At 32.5% G+C, this 17,221-nt stretch carries 16 protein-coding genes; 2 read left to right on the forward strand and 14 right to left on the reverse strand.

Translation table 11 applies throughout. The annotated features are described in order from the left end of the window. Positions 1-24: 24 nt before the first annotated feature. The 10 genes from coaE to L1276_RS03985 all read right to left on the reverse strand — a co-directional run bounded on the left by coaE (position 25) and on the right by L1276_RS03985 (position 9,588). Positions 25-621: a dephospho-CoA kinase gene (gene coaE, locus L1276_RS03940; protein ID WP_253785663.1), complete on the reverse strand. Its 597-nt coding sequence runs from the start codon at positions 619-621 to the stop codon at positions 25-27. Position 622: 1 nt separating this feature from the next. Beyond that, on the reverse strand, positions 623-1,621 hold the full coding sequence (locus L1276_RS03945; RefSeq protein WP_253785665.1) for a glycosyltransferase family 2 protein: 999 nt from the start codon (positions 1,619-1,621) through the stop codon (positions 623-625). Between the two features lie 123 nt (positions 1,622-1,744). Next, positions 1,745-2,935, reverse strand: a complete 1,191-nt coding sequence (fabV, locus tag L1276_RS03950) for an enoyl-ACP reductase FabV (RefSeq protein ID WP_253785666.1) — start codon at positions 2,933-2,935, stop codon at positions 1,745-1,747. Between the two features lie 99 nt (positions 2,936-3,034). Beyond that, positions 3,035-4,687 (reverse strand): DNA repair protein RecN, encoded by a 1,653-nt coding sequence (gene recN / locus L1276_RS03955; protein WP_253785668.1) that lies wholly within the window; start codon positions 4,685-4,687, stop codon positions 3,035-3,037. Between the two features lie 52 nt (positions 4,688-4,739). Beyond that, positions 4,740-5,624, reverse strand: coding sequence for a DUF4835 family protein (locus L1276_RS03960; protein WP_253785670.1), 885 nt, complete (start codon positions 5,622-5,624; stop codon positions 4,740-4,742). A 71-nt stretch (positions 5,625-5,695) separates the two neighbouring features. Further along, a complete protein-coding gene (gene coaBC, locus L1276_RS03965; protein WP_253785672.1) occupies positions 5,696-6,910 on the reverse strand; it encodes a bifunctional phosphopantothenoylcysteine decarboxylase/phosphopantothenate--cysteine ligase CoaBC in 1,215 nt (404 codons plus the stop codon). 9 nt (positions 6,911-6,919) lie between these two features. Beyond that, a complete protein-coding gene (locus L1276_RS03970) occupies positions 6,920-7,237 on the reverse strand; it encodes a DNA-directed RNA polymerase subunit omega (protein WP_008463064.1) in 318 nt (105 codons plus the stop codon). Positions 7,238-7,245: 8 nt separating this feature from the next. Continuing rightward, positions 7,246-8,040 carry an outer membrane protein assembly factor BamD gene (locus L1276_RS03975; RefSeq protein ID WP_253785674.1) on the reverse strand — a complete coding sequence of 265 codons (795 nt, stop codon included), beginning with the start codon at positions 8,038-8,040 and terminating at the stop codon, positions 7,246-7,248. A gap of 137 nt (positions 8,041-8,177) precedes the next feature. Then, complete coding sequence (dapA, locus tag L1276_RS03980) at positions 8,178-9,059, reverse strand: 4-hydroxy-tetrahydrodipicolinate synthase (RefSeq protein ID WP_253785677.1); 882 nt, start codon at positions 9,057-9,059, stop codon at positions 8,178-8,180. Between the two features lie 16 nt (positions 9,060-9,075). Beyond that, positions 9,076-9,588 (reverse strand): hypothetical protein, encoded by a 513-nt coding sequence (locus L1276_RS03985; RefSeq protein ID WP_371924134.1) that lies wholly within the window; start codon positions 9,586-9,588, stop codon positions 9,076-9,078. Positions 9,589-9,634: 46 nt separating this feature from the next. Between L1276_RS03985 and L1276_RS03990 the strand changes: the two genes are divergently transcribed. After that, a complete protein-coding gene (locus L1276_RS03990) occupies positions 9,635-10,414 on the forward strand; it encodes a 5'-nucleotidase C-terminal domain-containing protein (protein WP_253785681.1) in 780 nt (259 codons plus the stop codon). 49 nt (positions 10,415-10,463) lie between these two features. Continuing rightward, positions 10,464-11,375, forward strand: coding sequence for a bifunctional UDP-sugar hydrolase/5'-nucleotidase (locus L1276_RS03995; RefSeq protein WP_253785683.1), 912 nt, complete (start codon positions 10,464-10,466; stop codon positions 11,373-11,375). Here L1276_RS03995 and L1276_RS04000 read toward each other — a convergent pair. The 4 genes from L1276_RS04000 to L1276_RS04015 form a co-directional block, all read right to left on the reverse strand. After that, positions 11,361-12,056, reverse strand: coding sequence for a lysoplasmalogenase family protein (locus L1276_RS04000; RefSeq protein ID WP_253785684.1), 696 nt, complete (start codon positions 12,054-12,056; stop codon positions 11,361-11,363). The two genes, L1276_RS03995 and L1276_RS04000, sit on opposite strands and share 15 nt — an antisense overlap. Then, positions 12,043-14,049, reverse strand: coding sequence for an NAD-dependent DNA ligase LigA (gene ligA / locus L1276_RS04005; RefSeq protein ID WP_253785686.1), 2,007 nt, complete (start codon positions 14,047-14,049; stop codon positions 12,043-12,045). The genes L1276_RS04000 and ligA overlap by 14 nt, the downstream gene beginning before the upstream one ends. Before the next feature lie 248 nt (positions 14,050-14,297). Further along, positions 14,298-16,235 carry an OmpA family protein gene (locus L1276_RS04010; RefSeq protein WP_253785688.1) on the reverse strand — a complete coding sequence of 646 codons (1,938 nt, stop codon included), beginning with the start codon at positions 16,233-16,235 and terminating at the stop codon, positions 14,298-14,300. Between the two features lie 11 nt (positions 16,236-16,246). Beyond that, entirely contained in the window at positions 16,247-17,179 is a 933-nt protein-coding gene (locus L1276_RS04015; protein ID WP_253785690.1) for a type IX secretion system membrane protein PorP/SprF, read from the reverse strand. Between the last annotated feature and the right edge of the window lie 42 nt (positions 17,180-17,221).

Raw genomic sequence — 17,221 nt, forward strand, 5'->3', positions numbered from 1 at the left:
AATACATTAACCAAATATTAACATTTAAGACTGTTTTTGTTTTATTTTCAATTTTTTAAGAATTTCATCAACTTCTTCTTTGGCAATTTTAAGATTACTGTTATTAATTACAAAATTGCTTAAAGAAATTCGTTTTTCGTCATTCCACTGCATTTTCATTCTATTTAAAACCTGCTCTCGAACTGCATTGTCTCGCTTCATTACTCTTTCAATTCTTATTTCTTCCGGCGCAGTTACAGTCACTATATAATCAAATTCTTTATACTTTCCGCTTTCAAATAAAATAGCTGCTTCATACACTACAAAATCCATTCCTTTATTTTGTAAAAGCCAGGATTGAAAATCTTTTTTTACTGCCGGATGAACTATTGAATTTAATTTTTCTAACTCTTCTTTATTGTTAAATACTATTTCGGCTAATTTTGCCCTGTTCAAAACATTATTATCAAAGAGCGATTCTCCAAAAGAAGCTTTTATCTGATCTATAATTTCTGATGACTTCATTACTTTTTTAGCCTCGTCATCAGCGATGTAAACAGGAATACCTTTTTCTTTAAAAAAAGCTGCAATTGTTGTTTTACCGCTTCCTATTCCACCGGTCAAACCAATAATTTTTGTCATACTATACTTTAAAAAACATACGAGGAAAAGCTTCTTGTGGTTTTTTCTTTAGTAAAATTACTTTTACAAAAGATTCCAAAAATCCTGTTCCGTAACCATAAAACTGTTTCCATACAGCAATAACAGATAAATACCCTATTTTAATACTTTTATTCTGAATACTTGCTGTAAGAAAAATTATAACGAAATATACAAAATATAATTGTAATAAAATATCAATATTATAAATTAACAATAAAAAAGCTAATAATAACCCCGAAATAAAAACCGTTGGAAAGAAAAAAGTTAATTTATTATGTTCTGGATACCAACTATTTAAAATAGGTCTTGCGATACCAAATTTCTTTACCTGAACAGAGAATTTTTCCCAGTCAATTCTTCGTTTATGATACACAAAAGCTTCAGAAAACAGCCTTGTTTCGAAACCTAAGTTCCATAAACGGATGGATAAATCGGGATCTTCGCCTGGATGTATGTTTCCAAAGCCTTTTGAAGCTTCAAATGCTTTCTTAGAAATCCCCATATTAAAACTGCGCGGCTGAAATTTATTTATCTTTTCAGACCCGCCTCGAATTCCCCCGGTTGTCAAGAATGAGGTCATGGCAAAATTAATTGCTTTCTGAATGTCTGAGAAGCTTTTTAAGGCCTTATCCGGACCTCCAAAACAATCTACGTATCTTTCATCTAAAGCTTTACGAACTTCAGTTAAATAATTTGGCGGAATAATACAATCTGAGTCAAAAATGATAAAATAATCACCCCTTGCTTTCTGCATTCCAAAATTTCGAGAATCACCCGGACCTGAATTGGGTTTAAAGTAATACGAAATATTCAATTTCCCCTGATACGTCATCACTACATCTTTACAAGGAATAGAAGAACCATCTTCTACAAGAACAATTTCAAAAGGTTCGTTGTAATCTGATTTCGTAAGGCTTTCTAAAAGTTCATCAACTTCATCTGGACGATTATACACTGGTATAATTAAAGAAAAAATCATAGCGGGAATGCGGTATTAAGTGGTCTGTTTTAAACTTTATAAAATTTTAACAAAGATAAGTTATATTCATAAAAAAACCACCAACTTTTGGTTGATGGTTTCTGTTTGTAATATTTATATTTTTTATTTGATACTTTCAATATTAACTACTTCATCAGTATCTGCTTTGTAGTCAACTCCCGCAAATTCAAATCCGAATAAATTCAGGAAATCGTTTCTGTAACCTGCTAAATCTCCAATAGATGGCAATGTTTCTGTTGTAGCTTCTTTCCAAAGTGCAGCAACTTTTGCCTGAACATCTTCACGCATTTCCCAGTCGTCAATTCTAATTCTTCCTTTTTCATCAACAGGAACTTCAGAACCATTGTATAATCTGTCTTGGAATAAACGTTGAATCTGCTCAATACATCCTTCGTGAATACCTTCTTCTTTCATGATTTTGTATAAAAGAGAAATATATAATGGAATAACCGGAATTGCAGAACTTGCTTGTGTAACTAAGGCTTTGTTTACAGAAACGTACGCTTTTCCTCCAAGAGATTCTAAGGCATCTGTAATTGTAAAAGCCGTAGCTTCTAAATGGTCTTTTGCACGACCAATAGTCCCTTTACGGTAAACTGCTTCTGTTAATTCTGGCCCGATGTATGAATAAGCGATTGTTACAGCACCTTCAGCTAATAAATTTTCATTTTTTAAAGCGTCAATCCACATTGCCCAGTCTTCACCTCCCATTACAGCAACTGTATTTTCAATATCTTCTTCGTTTGCCGGAGCGATAGAAACTTCAGTTACATTTCCTGTATGAAAATCAACTGTTTTGTTGGTAAATGTCTGTCCAATTGGTTTTAAAACTGAACGGTGTAAAACTCCTGTATTAGGGTTTGTACGTACTGGAGAAGCTAAACTGTAAATAATCAAATCTACCTGACCTAAATCAGCTTTTATTAAGTCTAAAGTTTCTCTTTTTATTTCGTTAGAAAAAGCATCTCCATTGATGCTTTTTGCATATAAACCTGCTTTGTGAGCTTCTTTTTCAAATGCAGCAGAATTATACCAACCTGGTGAAGCTGTTTTTCCTTCAACCGGCGGTTTTTCAAAAAATACTCCAATTGTAGCAGCATCTGATCCGAAAGCACTTGTAATTCTTGAAGCTAATCCGAAACCTGTAGAAGCACCAATAACTAATACTTTTTTTGCTCCTGCAATCGCACCTTTTGATTTGATATATTCAATTTGATTTTTAACATTTTGTTCGCATCCCGTTGGGTGGGCTGTCAAACAAATAAATCCTCTCATTCTAGGTTCTATGATCATACTTGTTTTATTTATTCGTTAATAAGCTATTTATTAGATAAATGAGCGCTTATTCCCGTTTGTTTACTTATTTTTCGATGACAAATATAAAGTATTTCTTTAGTTCAACAAGGCTTTGGCGTGATTTAAAGCCGAATCAGAAACGACCGCGCCCGATAACATTTGAGCAATTTCTATAACTCTTTCATCCTGAGACAACAGCTTCAATTCTGACTGTGTATCATCGTCTATTGTTGCTTTTGAAACTTTGAAATGCGAATCGCCTTTTGCTGCAATTTGAGGTAAGTGCGTAATGGCAAAAATCTGCATTTTACCACTCATCTCTCTCATTATCTCTCCCATTCTAATGGCAATTTCTCCAGAAACTCCTGTATCAATTTCATCAAAAATTAAGGTTGGTAATTTTGAATATTGAGCTAATATTGCTTTTACAGCCAACATGATACGGGACATTTCCCCTCCTGACGCTACTTTTTTCAGTAACCCAAAGTCGGTTCCTTTATTAGCAGAAAACAAAAATTGCAATTCGTCTTTTCCGTTTTGGAAATAAGTTTCAGATGGTATAAGTTCGATATTAAAACGAACGTTTGGCATCCCTAAGGTTTCTAAAATCGAAATTAACTGATTTGATAAAACCGGAATAGCATTTATTCTATTTTGATGAATTGTACCTGCAAAAGTATCTAATTCATTTGCTTTTTGTTCGATTGATTTTGATAAGGCTTCAATTTCTTCTTCGATATTATCCAGCTCCAAAAGCGTATTCCCTAAATCAGCCTGAATTTGAAGCAGTTCTTCAACAGAAGTTACATGATGTTTCTTTTGTAAATTAAAAATCAACTGCAGCTTTTGACTAACTAATTCCAGTTGTTCCGGATCGTTTAATAATTTTTCAGAAGCATTTTGCAACTCTTTTGAAACATCATCAAACTCGATTGATATACTCGTTATTCTATCGAATAAATTTTGATATTCTGTCGAAAATGGCGCTATTTTCTGTAAAGCAGCTTTTATTTCATTAAGATTATGAAATATACCAAACTGTTCTTCATTTGCAATTACAAGCGATTTATCAATTGATTCTTTAATGATTTCAACATTATTCAATTTTTCAAAATCAGCTTCTAATTCAGGTTGTTCTCCAGATTTTAATTTAGCCGAAACCAGTTCGTTTAACAAAAAAGTATTGTATTCTTGTTCTTTTCCTGAATCACTTTGTTTTTTTAACAAGGCATTCAGTTTTGATTTTTCTGATTTATAAATTTTTAATAATTCCTGATAAGTAAGGATTGTTTCAGAGTTATTTGCAATAGCATCAATTATCTTAAACTGAACTGTTTCATCAGATAATTCCTGAGTTTGCTGCTGCGAATGAATATCAATTAAAAACAAACTTAAATCCTGAAGTTCCTGAAGATTGACAGGACTGTCGTTTATAAAAGCGCGAGATTTTCCTGAAGGTAAAATTTCACGTCTAATTATGGTTTCGTCTTCATAATCGAGATCATTTGTTTCAAAAAAGCCTTTTAAATTGTATTTAGAAATTTCAAACTGCGCTTCAATAACGCATTTCTCTTCTTTATTTTTTAATGAAGTCAGATCGGCTCTTTTTCCCAAAACAAGTCCAATTGCACCTAAAATAATGGATTTACCTGCACCTGTTTCACCTGTAATTATAGAAAATCCTTTTGAAAAATCGATAGAAAGTTTTTCAATCAGCGCATAATTTTTAATTGACAGTGAAGTTATCATAAAGGAGAATATAAAATAAAATGTTACGAAGAAAATAAAAAATATTAAGTTTTTAAAACTTAATTTGAGACCATTTGGTTGAATTTAATGGAGAAACCCTGTTTAAAACATCGGTAAGGTCTGTAACCGGAATGCTTGGCCCTCCTGAAAATATAGAAACAATTTCATCTGATTTTGCATCAAAAAATACTCTTGTCAAAAAGGCATTTGGTCTAACCGAATTTAATTTGCCAATAAGTACTACAGAAGATTTTACTTTTTCTTTTGCCCCTTTCAAATCATCACTCATAGTATCTAAGCCCGTATGGTATAAAAAGCTTGTCTGACGCAAATCTGTAAACATTGGAGAAAGCATATCGTTTATTAAATAATAACGATTCTGAAGTCCATCAGTTTGAGTCCAGCCTTTAAAACCACCTTGTTGCGCAACGTTTGCAATGTTTTGAGCGGTTTCGAAGTATTGATTTCCTGCACCTGATTGAAAAGTATCAGCATCCATTCCTAAAATTACATAGCTGTAATATGAAATTACGGATACCAAATTAGATTCATAGACCGAAGGATTAAACAATAAAGGTTCGTACTCTGTATATTTAAAGTTAAAATCTTTATCATTAAAATTAAAAACCGGCGATGAGTATGTCGAGTTGAAAATTAGTCTCGAAGATTGTATTTGTATGGTTCCCGAAAATTGATCTGAGTTGTAAGACGATAATGTAATATACATAGAACAGTTAATTCGTTCGTTTTGTTTTAAAACAGTACCTGTCCAGTCTGTTTTATTTACAAACTCAGACAAAGATGTCTGCAAGGTTTTAAATACCTGCTGATTTGCATTTGGAAGTCTTTCTGTATTTACAGTTACAGTACAATTTAGCTGCTGTGCCTGAGTAAAGCCAAAAGTCAAAAAAACTAAAAAAGTAACTATTCTGTTCATATAAATAAAATATTATTTAATCCGCATAAATAGTATCCCTATTTTTTGCTTTTAGTCTGCATTTTTAAACATTATAATTTTGAAAAATGTAAAACTACTTTATTCAAAATATCTTCTGCAACAAATTCTTTTGCTTTTAACTCCATTGGTTCGATTTTAAAATCTTTATCAATAAAGGTAACTTTATTGGTTTCTTTTTTAAAACCTGCGCCTTCATCCTGCAAAGAATTTAGAACTATCAAATCTAAGTTTTTTTTCTGAATTTTCAACTTAGCATTTTCAATTTCATTTTCAGTTTCTAAAGCAAAACCAATTAAAAATTGATTTTTTTTGATTGCTCCTAATGAGGATAAAATATCTTTTGTCTTTTCTAACTCAATAGAAAATTCGTTTGTATTTTTCTTAATTTTCTGTAAAGCAACTTCTTTAGGTCTGTAATCTGCAACTGCCGCTGCAGCGATTGCCGCATCAACATCATTAAAATATTCATGACAGGCATCATACATATCTTGCGCAGAAATTACATTTACAACCTGTATTGAAGAATTCTTTACTTTATAATGTGTTGGTCCTGAAACTAAAATAACTTCTGCACCCAGATTAGCCGCTTCATTAGCGATATCAAATCCCATTTTTCCTGAAGAATGATTTCCTATAAAACGTACGGGATCTATTGCTTCGTATGTTGGACCTGCAGTAATTAGTATTTTTTTTCCTCTTAAGGGTAACTTACTCTCTAAATCGGCTTCAAGAAAAGCAATGATATTTTCCGGTTCCGCCATTCGGCCTTCTCCAGATAAGCCACTGGCCAACTCACCGCTTTCAGCTGGAATCATGTTATTTCCAAACTGTTTTAAAGCATTAAAACTAGATATTGTAGAGGGATGTTTGTACATATCCAGATCCATTGCCGGAGCAAAATAAACTGGACATTTTGCTGATAAATACGCAGCGATCAAAAGATTATCGCTGTTTCCTGCCGCCATTTTAGACAAAGTATTTGCAGTAGCCGGCGCAATCACCATTAAATCGGCCCAAAGTCCTAATTCTACGTGATTATTCCATACAGCATCTTCGTCATCCTGATTGAAGAAATTGGAATGTACTGGATTTTTTGACAGGGTTGATAATGTAAGCGGCGTTACAAAATCCTTAGAAGCAGGTGTCATTATCACTTGGACATGTGCACCTGCTTTTATAAAAAGTCGTACTAATGAGGCTGTTTTATACGCTGCAATTCCACCAGAAACTCCCAGTAAAATCTTTTTACCGTTTAAAACTGACATTATACTATATTATTTATTTGAACTTCTGTGGTAAGTTTTACCGTCTAACCATTCCTGAACAGCTAAAGCGTGTGGTTTTGGTAATTTTTCGTAAAATTTAGAGACTTCAATTTGTTCTTTATTTTCAAAAACTTCTTCAAGACTGTCATTATAAGTAGCAAACTCTTCTAATTTCTCAGTTAATTCTTTTTTAATTTCAGAATTAATTTGGTTTGCTCTTTTAGCCATAATGGTAATTGCCTCATACACATTTCCTGTTGGCTCTTCAATAACTGTTTTATTGTAAGTTATTGTATTAACAGGAGCATTCGTCTTTTTTAAATCCATGACTTTATTTATTTAGTAAATTTTTGTAAATCTGTATCAACTCTGGCATTCATTTCATCTGCCTTTTCTTTGTACTTTGTGTCGCTTTTATATTTCATCAAATTAGCATAAGCTGTTTTTGCAACATGTAAACGCTCTTCCATTTTTGAAGGCACACTGTTTATGGCTAATTGATATGCTGAATCATATTTATAAAATAAAGCGTCTTCTTTTAGAGGTGTTCCGGGAAAATCTGCAATAAAATTATCAAAAGCTACTAAAGCTGATTTGTAATCTGAGATTGTATTATATCCTTTTGCATTCTCGTATGCTTTTTTCTCTAATTTTCCATTCAAAACTTTAACTGTTTCATTTGCCTGAGCTAAATATTCTGAGTTTGGATAATTATCTATAAAAGCCTGTAATTTATCTAACGCTTTTACTGTGTCAGCCTGATCAAGACTGTAAACCGGGGCCAATTTAGAGTAGCTGTATGCTCCTAAAAAAGCTGCTTCCTGTACTTTTTCGCTTCGAGGATATCCTGAAACAAAACTTTCAAACTGGTAACCTGCTAAATAATATTGTTTTGTCTTGTAATAAGACTGTGAAAACATATAAAAAAGCTTTTCGGCCTGAGGCTTACCTCTATAAGTAGGCGCTAGCTGCTCAAAAAGGCGAATTGCCTTATTATATTTACCAGCATCATACATTTTTGTCGCTACTTCAAATTTTGCTGCAACATCTTCATTTTTTAATGCTTTTTGATACTCACTACAAGAACAAAAAAGGGCAACAACAATTAATAGAGATACTATTTTTTTCATTTTCTTACTTTTATTATGATTTCTTTAGACACTATGCCAAAGCAAAACCACACCGAAGTTTCGGTGGCAAATTTAGGTATTAATTTAGCGACTGCAAAATAATTTTTTAGTATATTAAAATACTAACACTTTAACAATTATTTAATGCTGTTTTTTACAAAGTCATTTAGTCTTTCTGCTAAAGATTCGTCTACAGAAACCAATGGCAGGCGAACTGTGTTGTCAGCAATACCAAGGGCTTGGAACACTTGTTTGATTCCTGCAGGATTTCCCTGCTCGAAAATCATGTCGATACAGTCTGATAAAAAGTATTGTGTCTTAAAAGCTTCAACTGCTTTTTTATTCAATCCTAAACGAATCATTTCAGAAAATTCTTTAGGATAACCTTGTCCAATTACTGAAATTACTCCTGCTCCTCCGGCTAAAACGATAGGCAGAGCGATCATATCATCTCCAGAAATTACAAGAAAATCTTTTGGTGCGTCTTTAATAATTTTTAAAGCCTGAGCCATATCTCCGGCTGCTTCTTTTATAGCCACAACATTATCAAAATCATTCGCTAAACGAATTACAGTTGAAGGCAGCATATTGCTTGCAGTTCTTCCCGGAACGTTATATAAAATTACAGGAATTGGAGATGCCTCGGCAATAGCCTTAAAATGCTGGTAAATTCCTTCTTGTGTAGGCTTATTATAATAAGGTGAAACTGAAAGTATTGCTTCGAACGCTGAAAAATCTCTCGTTTTTAATTCCTCAACAATCTGCATGGTATTATTCCCCCCAACGCCAAGAACTAAAGGCAGTCTTCCTTTATTAACATCAATTACGGTGTTAATAACCAACTCTTTCTCTTCCTGTGTTAAGGTTGCGTTTTCTGCCGTTGTACCCATAACTACAAGATATTCAACTCCTCCGTCTATCGAAAAATTAACGACACGCTGCAATGCTTCGATATCTACTGAAAAGTCTTTTTTAAATGGAGTCACAAGCGCAACACCCGTTCCTATTAATGATTGCATATTTTGATTTATAATTTTATTTTATACTTTTTAAATACCTAAAAAATTCTGAAATGAAAAGTTTATACTCTGCCGTTGTAGTTTCTATCATCCATCGATTCAGTTTTTTGTCGACTGATGAAAATCCCACTTTAAATTTTGCCTTCGATTTGCTTGTTAACATCATTAAAACCGAGATTTCAACTTCATAATAACTAATCAAAAGATCAAATTCTGTATTAATAAATTCACTTAAAAATACTTCGGTTATCTGGCCTCTCCAATCGATATGTTTTCTACCAAAAGTAGGTTTCGAATATATTTTTTTCTTTTTGAACTTACGTCTGTACGCAACAATTTTTATATTTTCTTCAGCAATTCCATTGGATACCAATTCCTTTATTAATTCTTTTGAATAACGAAATTGTGTTTCATCTACTAGTAAACCAACTGTTTGGATATTGCTGGTAAAGACTTCGTTTTTGACAATATTCAAGTTATTTTTTAATGATTTTTTTACAAAAAATTCCTTTATATAATTTAAAAACATAGTACTTTTACAAATTACAAAATTAATTATTTAAGCCGCATTTAAGATGGTAAAACTAAAAAAGTATAACCGATTTTTAAAACTTTTTGTTATATTCTTAACACTATTTTCAATAATCTCTTGCAGCAACAAGAATTATAATTTAACAAAAATAGAAGGAAAACAGATTCCGGTTACAGAAAAAGGTACCGAAACTCCTGAAATTGAAAAATTTATTAAACCTTATCGTGATCATATTAATAAAGATTTGGACAGTGTTCTTGCCTACTGTCCTGAAAATTTAGATAAAAACTCCGGGAAATGGCAGACTACTATTGGGAACATGCTTGCTGATGCTTGTGTACAGCGCGGTGATATTATTTTTAAATCCAGAGAAAATAAATCCATTGACTTTTGCCTTTTAAATTTTGGAGGTATTAGAGCTGGTCTTCCAAAAGGAAATGTTACCAGCAGAAGTGCTTTTGAAATTATGCCGTTTGAAAATAATTTAGTTGTACTGGCATTAAAAGGAGAGCAAATTCTTGAAATAACTTCTTATTTTATTAAAACACAAAAAGCACAGCCGTTATCTGGTATGACTTTTACTATTACAAAAGATAAAACTGTTAAAAATATTTTGATACAGGGCAAACCTTTTGATGTAAACAAAACATATTATGTTGCTACAAATGATTATTTAGCAAATGGTGGTGACAATATGTCTTTTTTCGCAAAAAACACACAGAAATTTGATTTGAATTATAAACTTCGAAATGTCCTGATTGATTATTTTAAACAAGTTAAGACAATTCCGGTATCAAAAGATATTAGAATTACAGAAGAATAAACAAATCAAATTAAGAAAAAATAAAAGCGTTACGCAAAAAATATACAAGATGAAAAGAAGAGAATTTATCGAAAAAACAGCTGCAAGTACTGCCTTATTAAGTTTAGGATTGTCTTTGAGCAGTTTTGAAACTAACGATATTAAACACTTAACTGTTCTTCACACTAACGATGTTCACAGTCATATTGATCCTTTTCCTGCTGATGATCCTCGTAATCCTAACAAAGGCGGTGTTTCTCGTCGTGCAGCACTTATTGAAACTATTCGTCAGGAAAATTCAAATGTACTTTTATTAGATGCAGGAGATATCTTTCAGGGAACTCCGTATTTTAATTATTACGGCGGTGAGCTTGAGTTTAAACTAATGAGTATGATGAAATATGATGCTTCTACAATTGGAAATCATGATTTCGATAATGGTCTTGATGGTTTGTATGCTCAAATGCCTCATGCTACTTTTGAATTTATAAATTCTAATTACGATTTTAAAAACACGGTTATGAACGGTCTTGTTAAACCATACAAGATCTTCAATAAAAACGGAATTAAGATTGGCGTTTTTGGTGTAGGAATTGAACTTCAGGGTTTAGTTGACAAACAATTATACAAGGAAACGGTTTATAATGATCCTGTTGAAATTGCTCAGGATATGACGCAATTATTAAAAAAAGAAGAGAAATGTGATTTGGTTATCTGTCTTTCTCATCTTGGATATAAATATAAAGATGATGAAACTAAGATTTCTGATTTAAAATTTGCTGCACTTACACAGGATATTGATTTGATTATTGGCGGTCACACTCATACTTTTCTTGACAAACCGACTATTGTAAAAAACAAAGCAGGACAAGATGTATTGGTTAATCAGGTTGGGTGTTACGGAATTAATTTAGGCCGTATCGATTTTTATTTTGACAAGGATAAAGCACACAGCAACCAGGCGAGATCAATTGTTGTGTAAGGCTCTTCGCTTCATTTTAGTTTTTTCGAGGAAATATTCTACCATAAAATAATAGGCAAGAATTTGTGTAACATCCCGAATTAAAACGAGTACCACTGAATATGAAAAGTATTCGTTGAAAATATAAAATATATCCGAAAATATATAGCTTACTGCCATTAGGGACATTAATAGTGTTATAAATGTTCCTTTGGTTATGTAGCTTACAAACGAAAAATAGCTGATTAAACTTAATATGACTCCGTATAGAACGTAAATTATATTGAATTTCTGCATATTATCAAATTTCATACTGAGTACTGAAATTAACAGATAGACAATAAAAACGACTACTATTGAGATTGGTAATATATCTTTTTTAACGAGTTTTATTCTGTCATGTTCTCTAATAAAGAGCAGCATTATTAAGGAATAGACAATCAAGAAACTTATTACACCGCCAATCTCTGAAACCTCAACATCCATTAGGTCAAATACCTGCCCTATAAAACAAAAAAGAAATATAAAGCCTTCTGTTTTTTTCATTTTAAATTCATTGCTGATTAAAAAATAAATAAAAATTGCAGGCAGGACTATTGCTTTGGCATAAATCGCCATGAAATCCTGTTCAGTACAATCAAATATGATTGTAAACAGTAATGACAAAAAAAATAAAATCAACGAGGGTTTATTCGCTTTCATTTAGTTTGGTTATAAATTCGTCTTCAGATAGTATAGGAATATTTAATTTTGTCGCTTTTTCTAATTTTGCTGGTCCCATATTATCTCCTGCTACCACAAAGTCGGTTTTTGCAGAAATTGAACTTCCTACTTTTCCTCCGTTATCTTCGATCGCTTTCTTTAATTCATCTCTTGAAAATTGGCTGAAAACTCCTGAAACAACAAAAGTTTTTCCAATAAATTTCTCGGTAGCATTTGGGTTGACTTTCTCTACGATTTCAAACTGAATTCCGTAGTTTTTTAAACGTTCAATTATGATTTTATTTTCTTCGTTTTCGAAAAATTCTATAACGCTTCTGGCAATTCTTTCTCCAATTTCATCCACTAGAATTAAATCCATTAATGATGCCTGACTTAGAGCGTTTATATTTTTATAGTGTTTGGCTAATTTTTTGGCAACAGTTTCTCCAACAAAACGAATTCCTAATGCAAAAAGGACACTTTCAAATGGGATTTCTTTTGATTTTTCTACTCCGTTCACCAAATTTTCAGCAGATTTTTTCGCCATTCTTTCTAAATGAAGAATATCTTCTACTTTTAATTCGTATAAATCTGCATAGTTATGAACCAAATCATTTTTAAAAAGCAGTGCAACGGTTTCTCCTCCAAGTCCTTCAATATCCATTGCTTTTCTTGAAATATAATGTTGGATTCTTCCAATAATCTGCGGCGGACATCCGTAAAAATTCGGGCAGTAATGATTGGCTTCCCCGGCATTTCGAACCAATTCGGTCTGGCATTCCGGGCAATGTGTAATATAATGTGTTACTTCTGAATTTTCAGGGCGCTGCTCTAAGTCTACTGCAATAATTTTAGGAATAATTTCTCCGCCTTTTTCAACAAAAACGGTATCGTTTATTCTAATATCTAATTTTTCAATTTGATCTGCATTGTGCAAAGAAGCTCTTTTTACAATAGTTCCTGCTAATTGCACAGGTTCTAAATTGGCAACTGGAGTAATGGCTCCTGTACGCCCAACCTGATATGAAATTGATTTCAGTTTTGTTGAAACCTGTTCTGATTTGAATTTGTAAGCAATTGCCCAGCGTGGTGATTTTGCTGTATATCCAAGTTCTTCCTGAGAATGGATATTATTTACCTTTATAACAACACCATCTGTCTCATAAGGTAATTTATGACGGTGAACATCCCAATAGTCAATAAAGTCAAAGACTTCCTGCATACTATTGACCAATTTGGCTTCATTTGGTACTTTAAATCCCCATTTTCTGGCTGATTCTAATCCTTCAAATTGAGTTTTAAATGGTAAATTATTTCCGGTAACGAAGTATAACAAACATTCTAACGGACGTTTTGCAACCTCAGCACTGTCTTGTAATTTTAAACTTCCCGAAGCTGTATTTCTTGGGTTTGAATACGGGGTTTCTCCAATTTCGATTAGTTCCTGATTCATTTTTTCGAAACCGCCAAAAGGAAGAATTATTTCTCCTCGTATGTCAAATCTTTCAGGATAATCTCCTTTTAGTTTTAACGGAATAGATTTGATGGTTTTGATATTATTAGTAACCTCATCTCCCTGAAAACCGTCTCCGCGTGTAAGTGCCTGAACTAATTTTCCGTTTTGGTATGAAATGCTGATTGAGGCTCCGTCGTATTTTAATTCGCAGGTATATTGCAGATTAACGTTTCCTAATACACGTTGAATTCGGTTTTCCCAATCTATTAAATCTTCTTTAGAATAGGAATTATCAAGCGAATACATTCTGTACTGGTGTGCAATGGTTTTGAAGTTTTTTGTTATTGATCCGCCTACTCTTTGTGTTGGAGAATCTTCATCAAAAAATTCAGGATTTTTATTTTCTAAATCCTGGAGTTCTTTTAATTTAATATCAAAATCGTAATCAGAAATTGTGGCGTTATCCAGCACATAGTAGTTGTAATTGTGCTGATTAAGTTCTTCTCTTAATGTTTGAATGGTTTCCTGAATACTCATATAATGTTAAAATAATACTGATTTTGATTTGAAAGTAATTTGAATATCAAAATTAGGATTATTTTGGATGAAAAACATTAAAAAATAAAAGTTTTATAAAATCAAAAATCAGGCTGCAAAAATATGCGGCCTGATTTTCTCCTTGTCCATTATTCTTAAAAAAGAATTTAAAAAAACCAACTTCCAAATGGTTTCTGCGTTCTATACTTTCTTACTGATAATCAAATTATTAGAATGTAAATATAGTACTATTTTTGAATAATGATAAAGTCAGAGCGTCTGTTTAATAAATGTTCTTCTTCAGTACATTTCACTCCGTTTTTGCATTTATTGATTAATCGGCTTTCACCGTAACCAATGGCACTTTCAATTCTAGAAGCATCTATGCTTTGTGAAAGAATATAATCTCTTGTTGATTTAGCTCTGTTGTCTGAAAGTTTTAAGTTATAAGCGTCTTTTCCACGAGAATCTGTGTGTGATTCTATCTTTATTTTAATGTTGGGAAATTTCTGCATGATGAAAACGACTTTAGTCAGTTCTTCAATAGCTTTAGGCGTAATATCGTATTTATCGTAATCAAAATAAATAGGCTGAACATCTACCATTTCTACACCTCTCTTTTTAACTACTAAATCATCATAGTTGCTAAGTTCGAAATTGACATTTGTAATTTCACCTTCGTTTTCTTTTGTTGTTTCTACTGTTTTTTCGTCGCTGCTATAATTTGGCTTTGCCGCAATCATATTTACTACTTTATTACATGGAACAACTATGGCATATTTTCCTTCGTAGTTCGTTTTTGTTTCTCCCAATACTTCTCTAAAAGAGTTATAAGCCATAATGGTTACATCTGGTAAAGGACGTTTGGTTTTTCTGTCAAGAGCAATTCCTGAAATGCTTTGGTTACAAACCGGTTTGCCTTTTACAAATGAATAAATATCATCATCTCCTTTACCTCCTGCTCTATTTGACGAAACATAACCATAAGTGTCTGTTTTATCTACTACATAAGTAAAATCGTCTTTATTACTGTTTATCGGAGCTCCAAGATTTCTTGGTGTTGTAAAATTTCCATCGGTTAGAAACTTACTTTCATAGACATCTAAATCTCCTAATCCATAATGGCCGTCTGAAGAAAAGTAAAGTATTCCGTTTCTGTAATAAGGAAAAAGATCATTACCCATTGTGTTTATTTTTGGTCCTAAATTAAGCGGAGAACTCATTGTTCCGTCGGCTGCAATTTTTACCACATACAAATCGGTTTCACCAAACCCTCCCGGCATATCTGATGCAAAGAAAAGCCATTGTCCGTCTTCGCTTAGACAAGGATGTCCAACTGAGTAATCTTCGCTGTTGAAGAAAACATTTTGAGGATTTTCTAGTTTATTATTTACAATTGATCCTTTTACGATTTGAAAATTGTTGATTTTATTTTCATCAACTACCAATTTATTTTTCTTCACAATATTGGTCGAATAATAAATAGTTTTCCCGCTTGGATCAAAAGTAGCTGTAGCTTCGTGATATTTGCTCATTACATTTGGCAGAAATAGTGCTTCATTAAACAAACTTCCATCAGCGGGGTTTCTTTCTGAAACATATAAATTCAAAAAGGGCTGATTGTTCCAAGTATAGAGTTTTTCACTAAACTTAGTGGTATCTCTTGCTGACGTAAAAACAATTTTATCTCCAAAAAATGTTGCTCCAAAATCAGATTTACTGGTATTAATATCCAGATTTTTAATTTTATAAAGCGGTTTTGCTTTTGCTAAACTGTCTAATTGTTTCTTTTGGGCAACATATCGGTTGATCTCTTTTTGATCGCCTTTTTTGTCGAGATATTCTTTTGTTACCCTGTCTGCTTCATCATAATCCATAACTGCTTTCATAGTTTGAATATAACGCAGATAGTAAATATCGGTTAAATTATTTCCCTGAACTTCGTATAGTTTTTTATACCATTTAAGTGCATTTCGTGCATCTGAAATGAAGTAATACGAATCGGCAGCATTTTTCAATGTTTGAGCCGTAGGTTTTTTGATGTTTTGCAAAATTTCTTCATAAGCTTTTGAAGCATCGGCATATGAATAATTTCTAAACAATGCATCGGCTTGTTTTAAATTAGTCTTTTGAGCAAAACTAAACGTAATGCTCAAGACTAAACTCAGGATATATAGTTTTTTCATATGTTTTGTTTTTAGAAGAATCGAGGAGACTTGATTTTGCTTTGATTTTTGTTGAATGAATAACGCAGAATGAATTCGTGTGTTCCATCGTTATATTTATTCAATCCGCCTACTGTGTAATCAAAAGCATATCCGAGATAAAAACTTTGTGATATTTGAAAACCTGCCAAGATACTGATTGAATCATCTGTTCTGTATGATCCTCCAATGACAAACTTTTCATTAATCATAAAATTCGCCGATACATCAGCAGTAAGCGGCGCTCCGTTTACTGCTTTTACTAAAAATGCTGGTTTGAACTTCAAATTTGGGTTCAAATCAAAAACATATCCTCCCATTAAATAATAATGTAATCGATCATAATCGATAGATTCCTGAACATCATCATAATAGTTGTTTTCTATAAAGCTTGGAATTGAGAATCCTAAATACCATTTTTCTGTATAATAGTAAACCCCTGCTCCAACAGCTAATTTCATCTGATTGTCGATATTTTGATTTAAAAGAACATCTGTATTATCATAATATCTTCCTTTCGACCAATCGATGTTCAACATTCTCATACCTGCTTTAAGACCAAATGCTAATCTTTTTTCATAACCAAGAGGCAATGAATACGAAAAATTTCCGTCAAGGTATAATTCATTTGAAGGACCAATTTTGTCATTCACAACGCTTAACCCTAAACCTACTTTTTCGTTGCGAAGCGGTGCATGAATAGAAAATGACTGTGTTTCCGGCGCTCCTGAAATTCCTACCCATTGCGAACGGTGTAAAAGAGTTGCTTCTAAAGTGCCGGTGGATCCGGCATAAGCCGGATTTACCGCCATTGTGTTATACATATATTGTGTATACTCGGGATCTTGCTGTGCACTGGCACCTATTGTAATAATAGAACATATTAAAATGAAATATGTTTCTAATGGTTTTATATATAGTTTCATAACGATACTTATTTAGTTTAATTAATTAGATGATTAATTGAA

The sequence above is a fragment of the Flavobacterium sp. HSC-32F16 genome, assembly GCF_024171645.1.
Taxonomy (GTDB): Bacteria; Bacteroidota; Bacteroidia; order Flavobacteriales; family Flavobacteriaceae; genus Flavobacterium.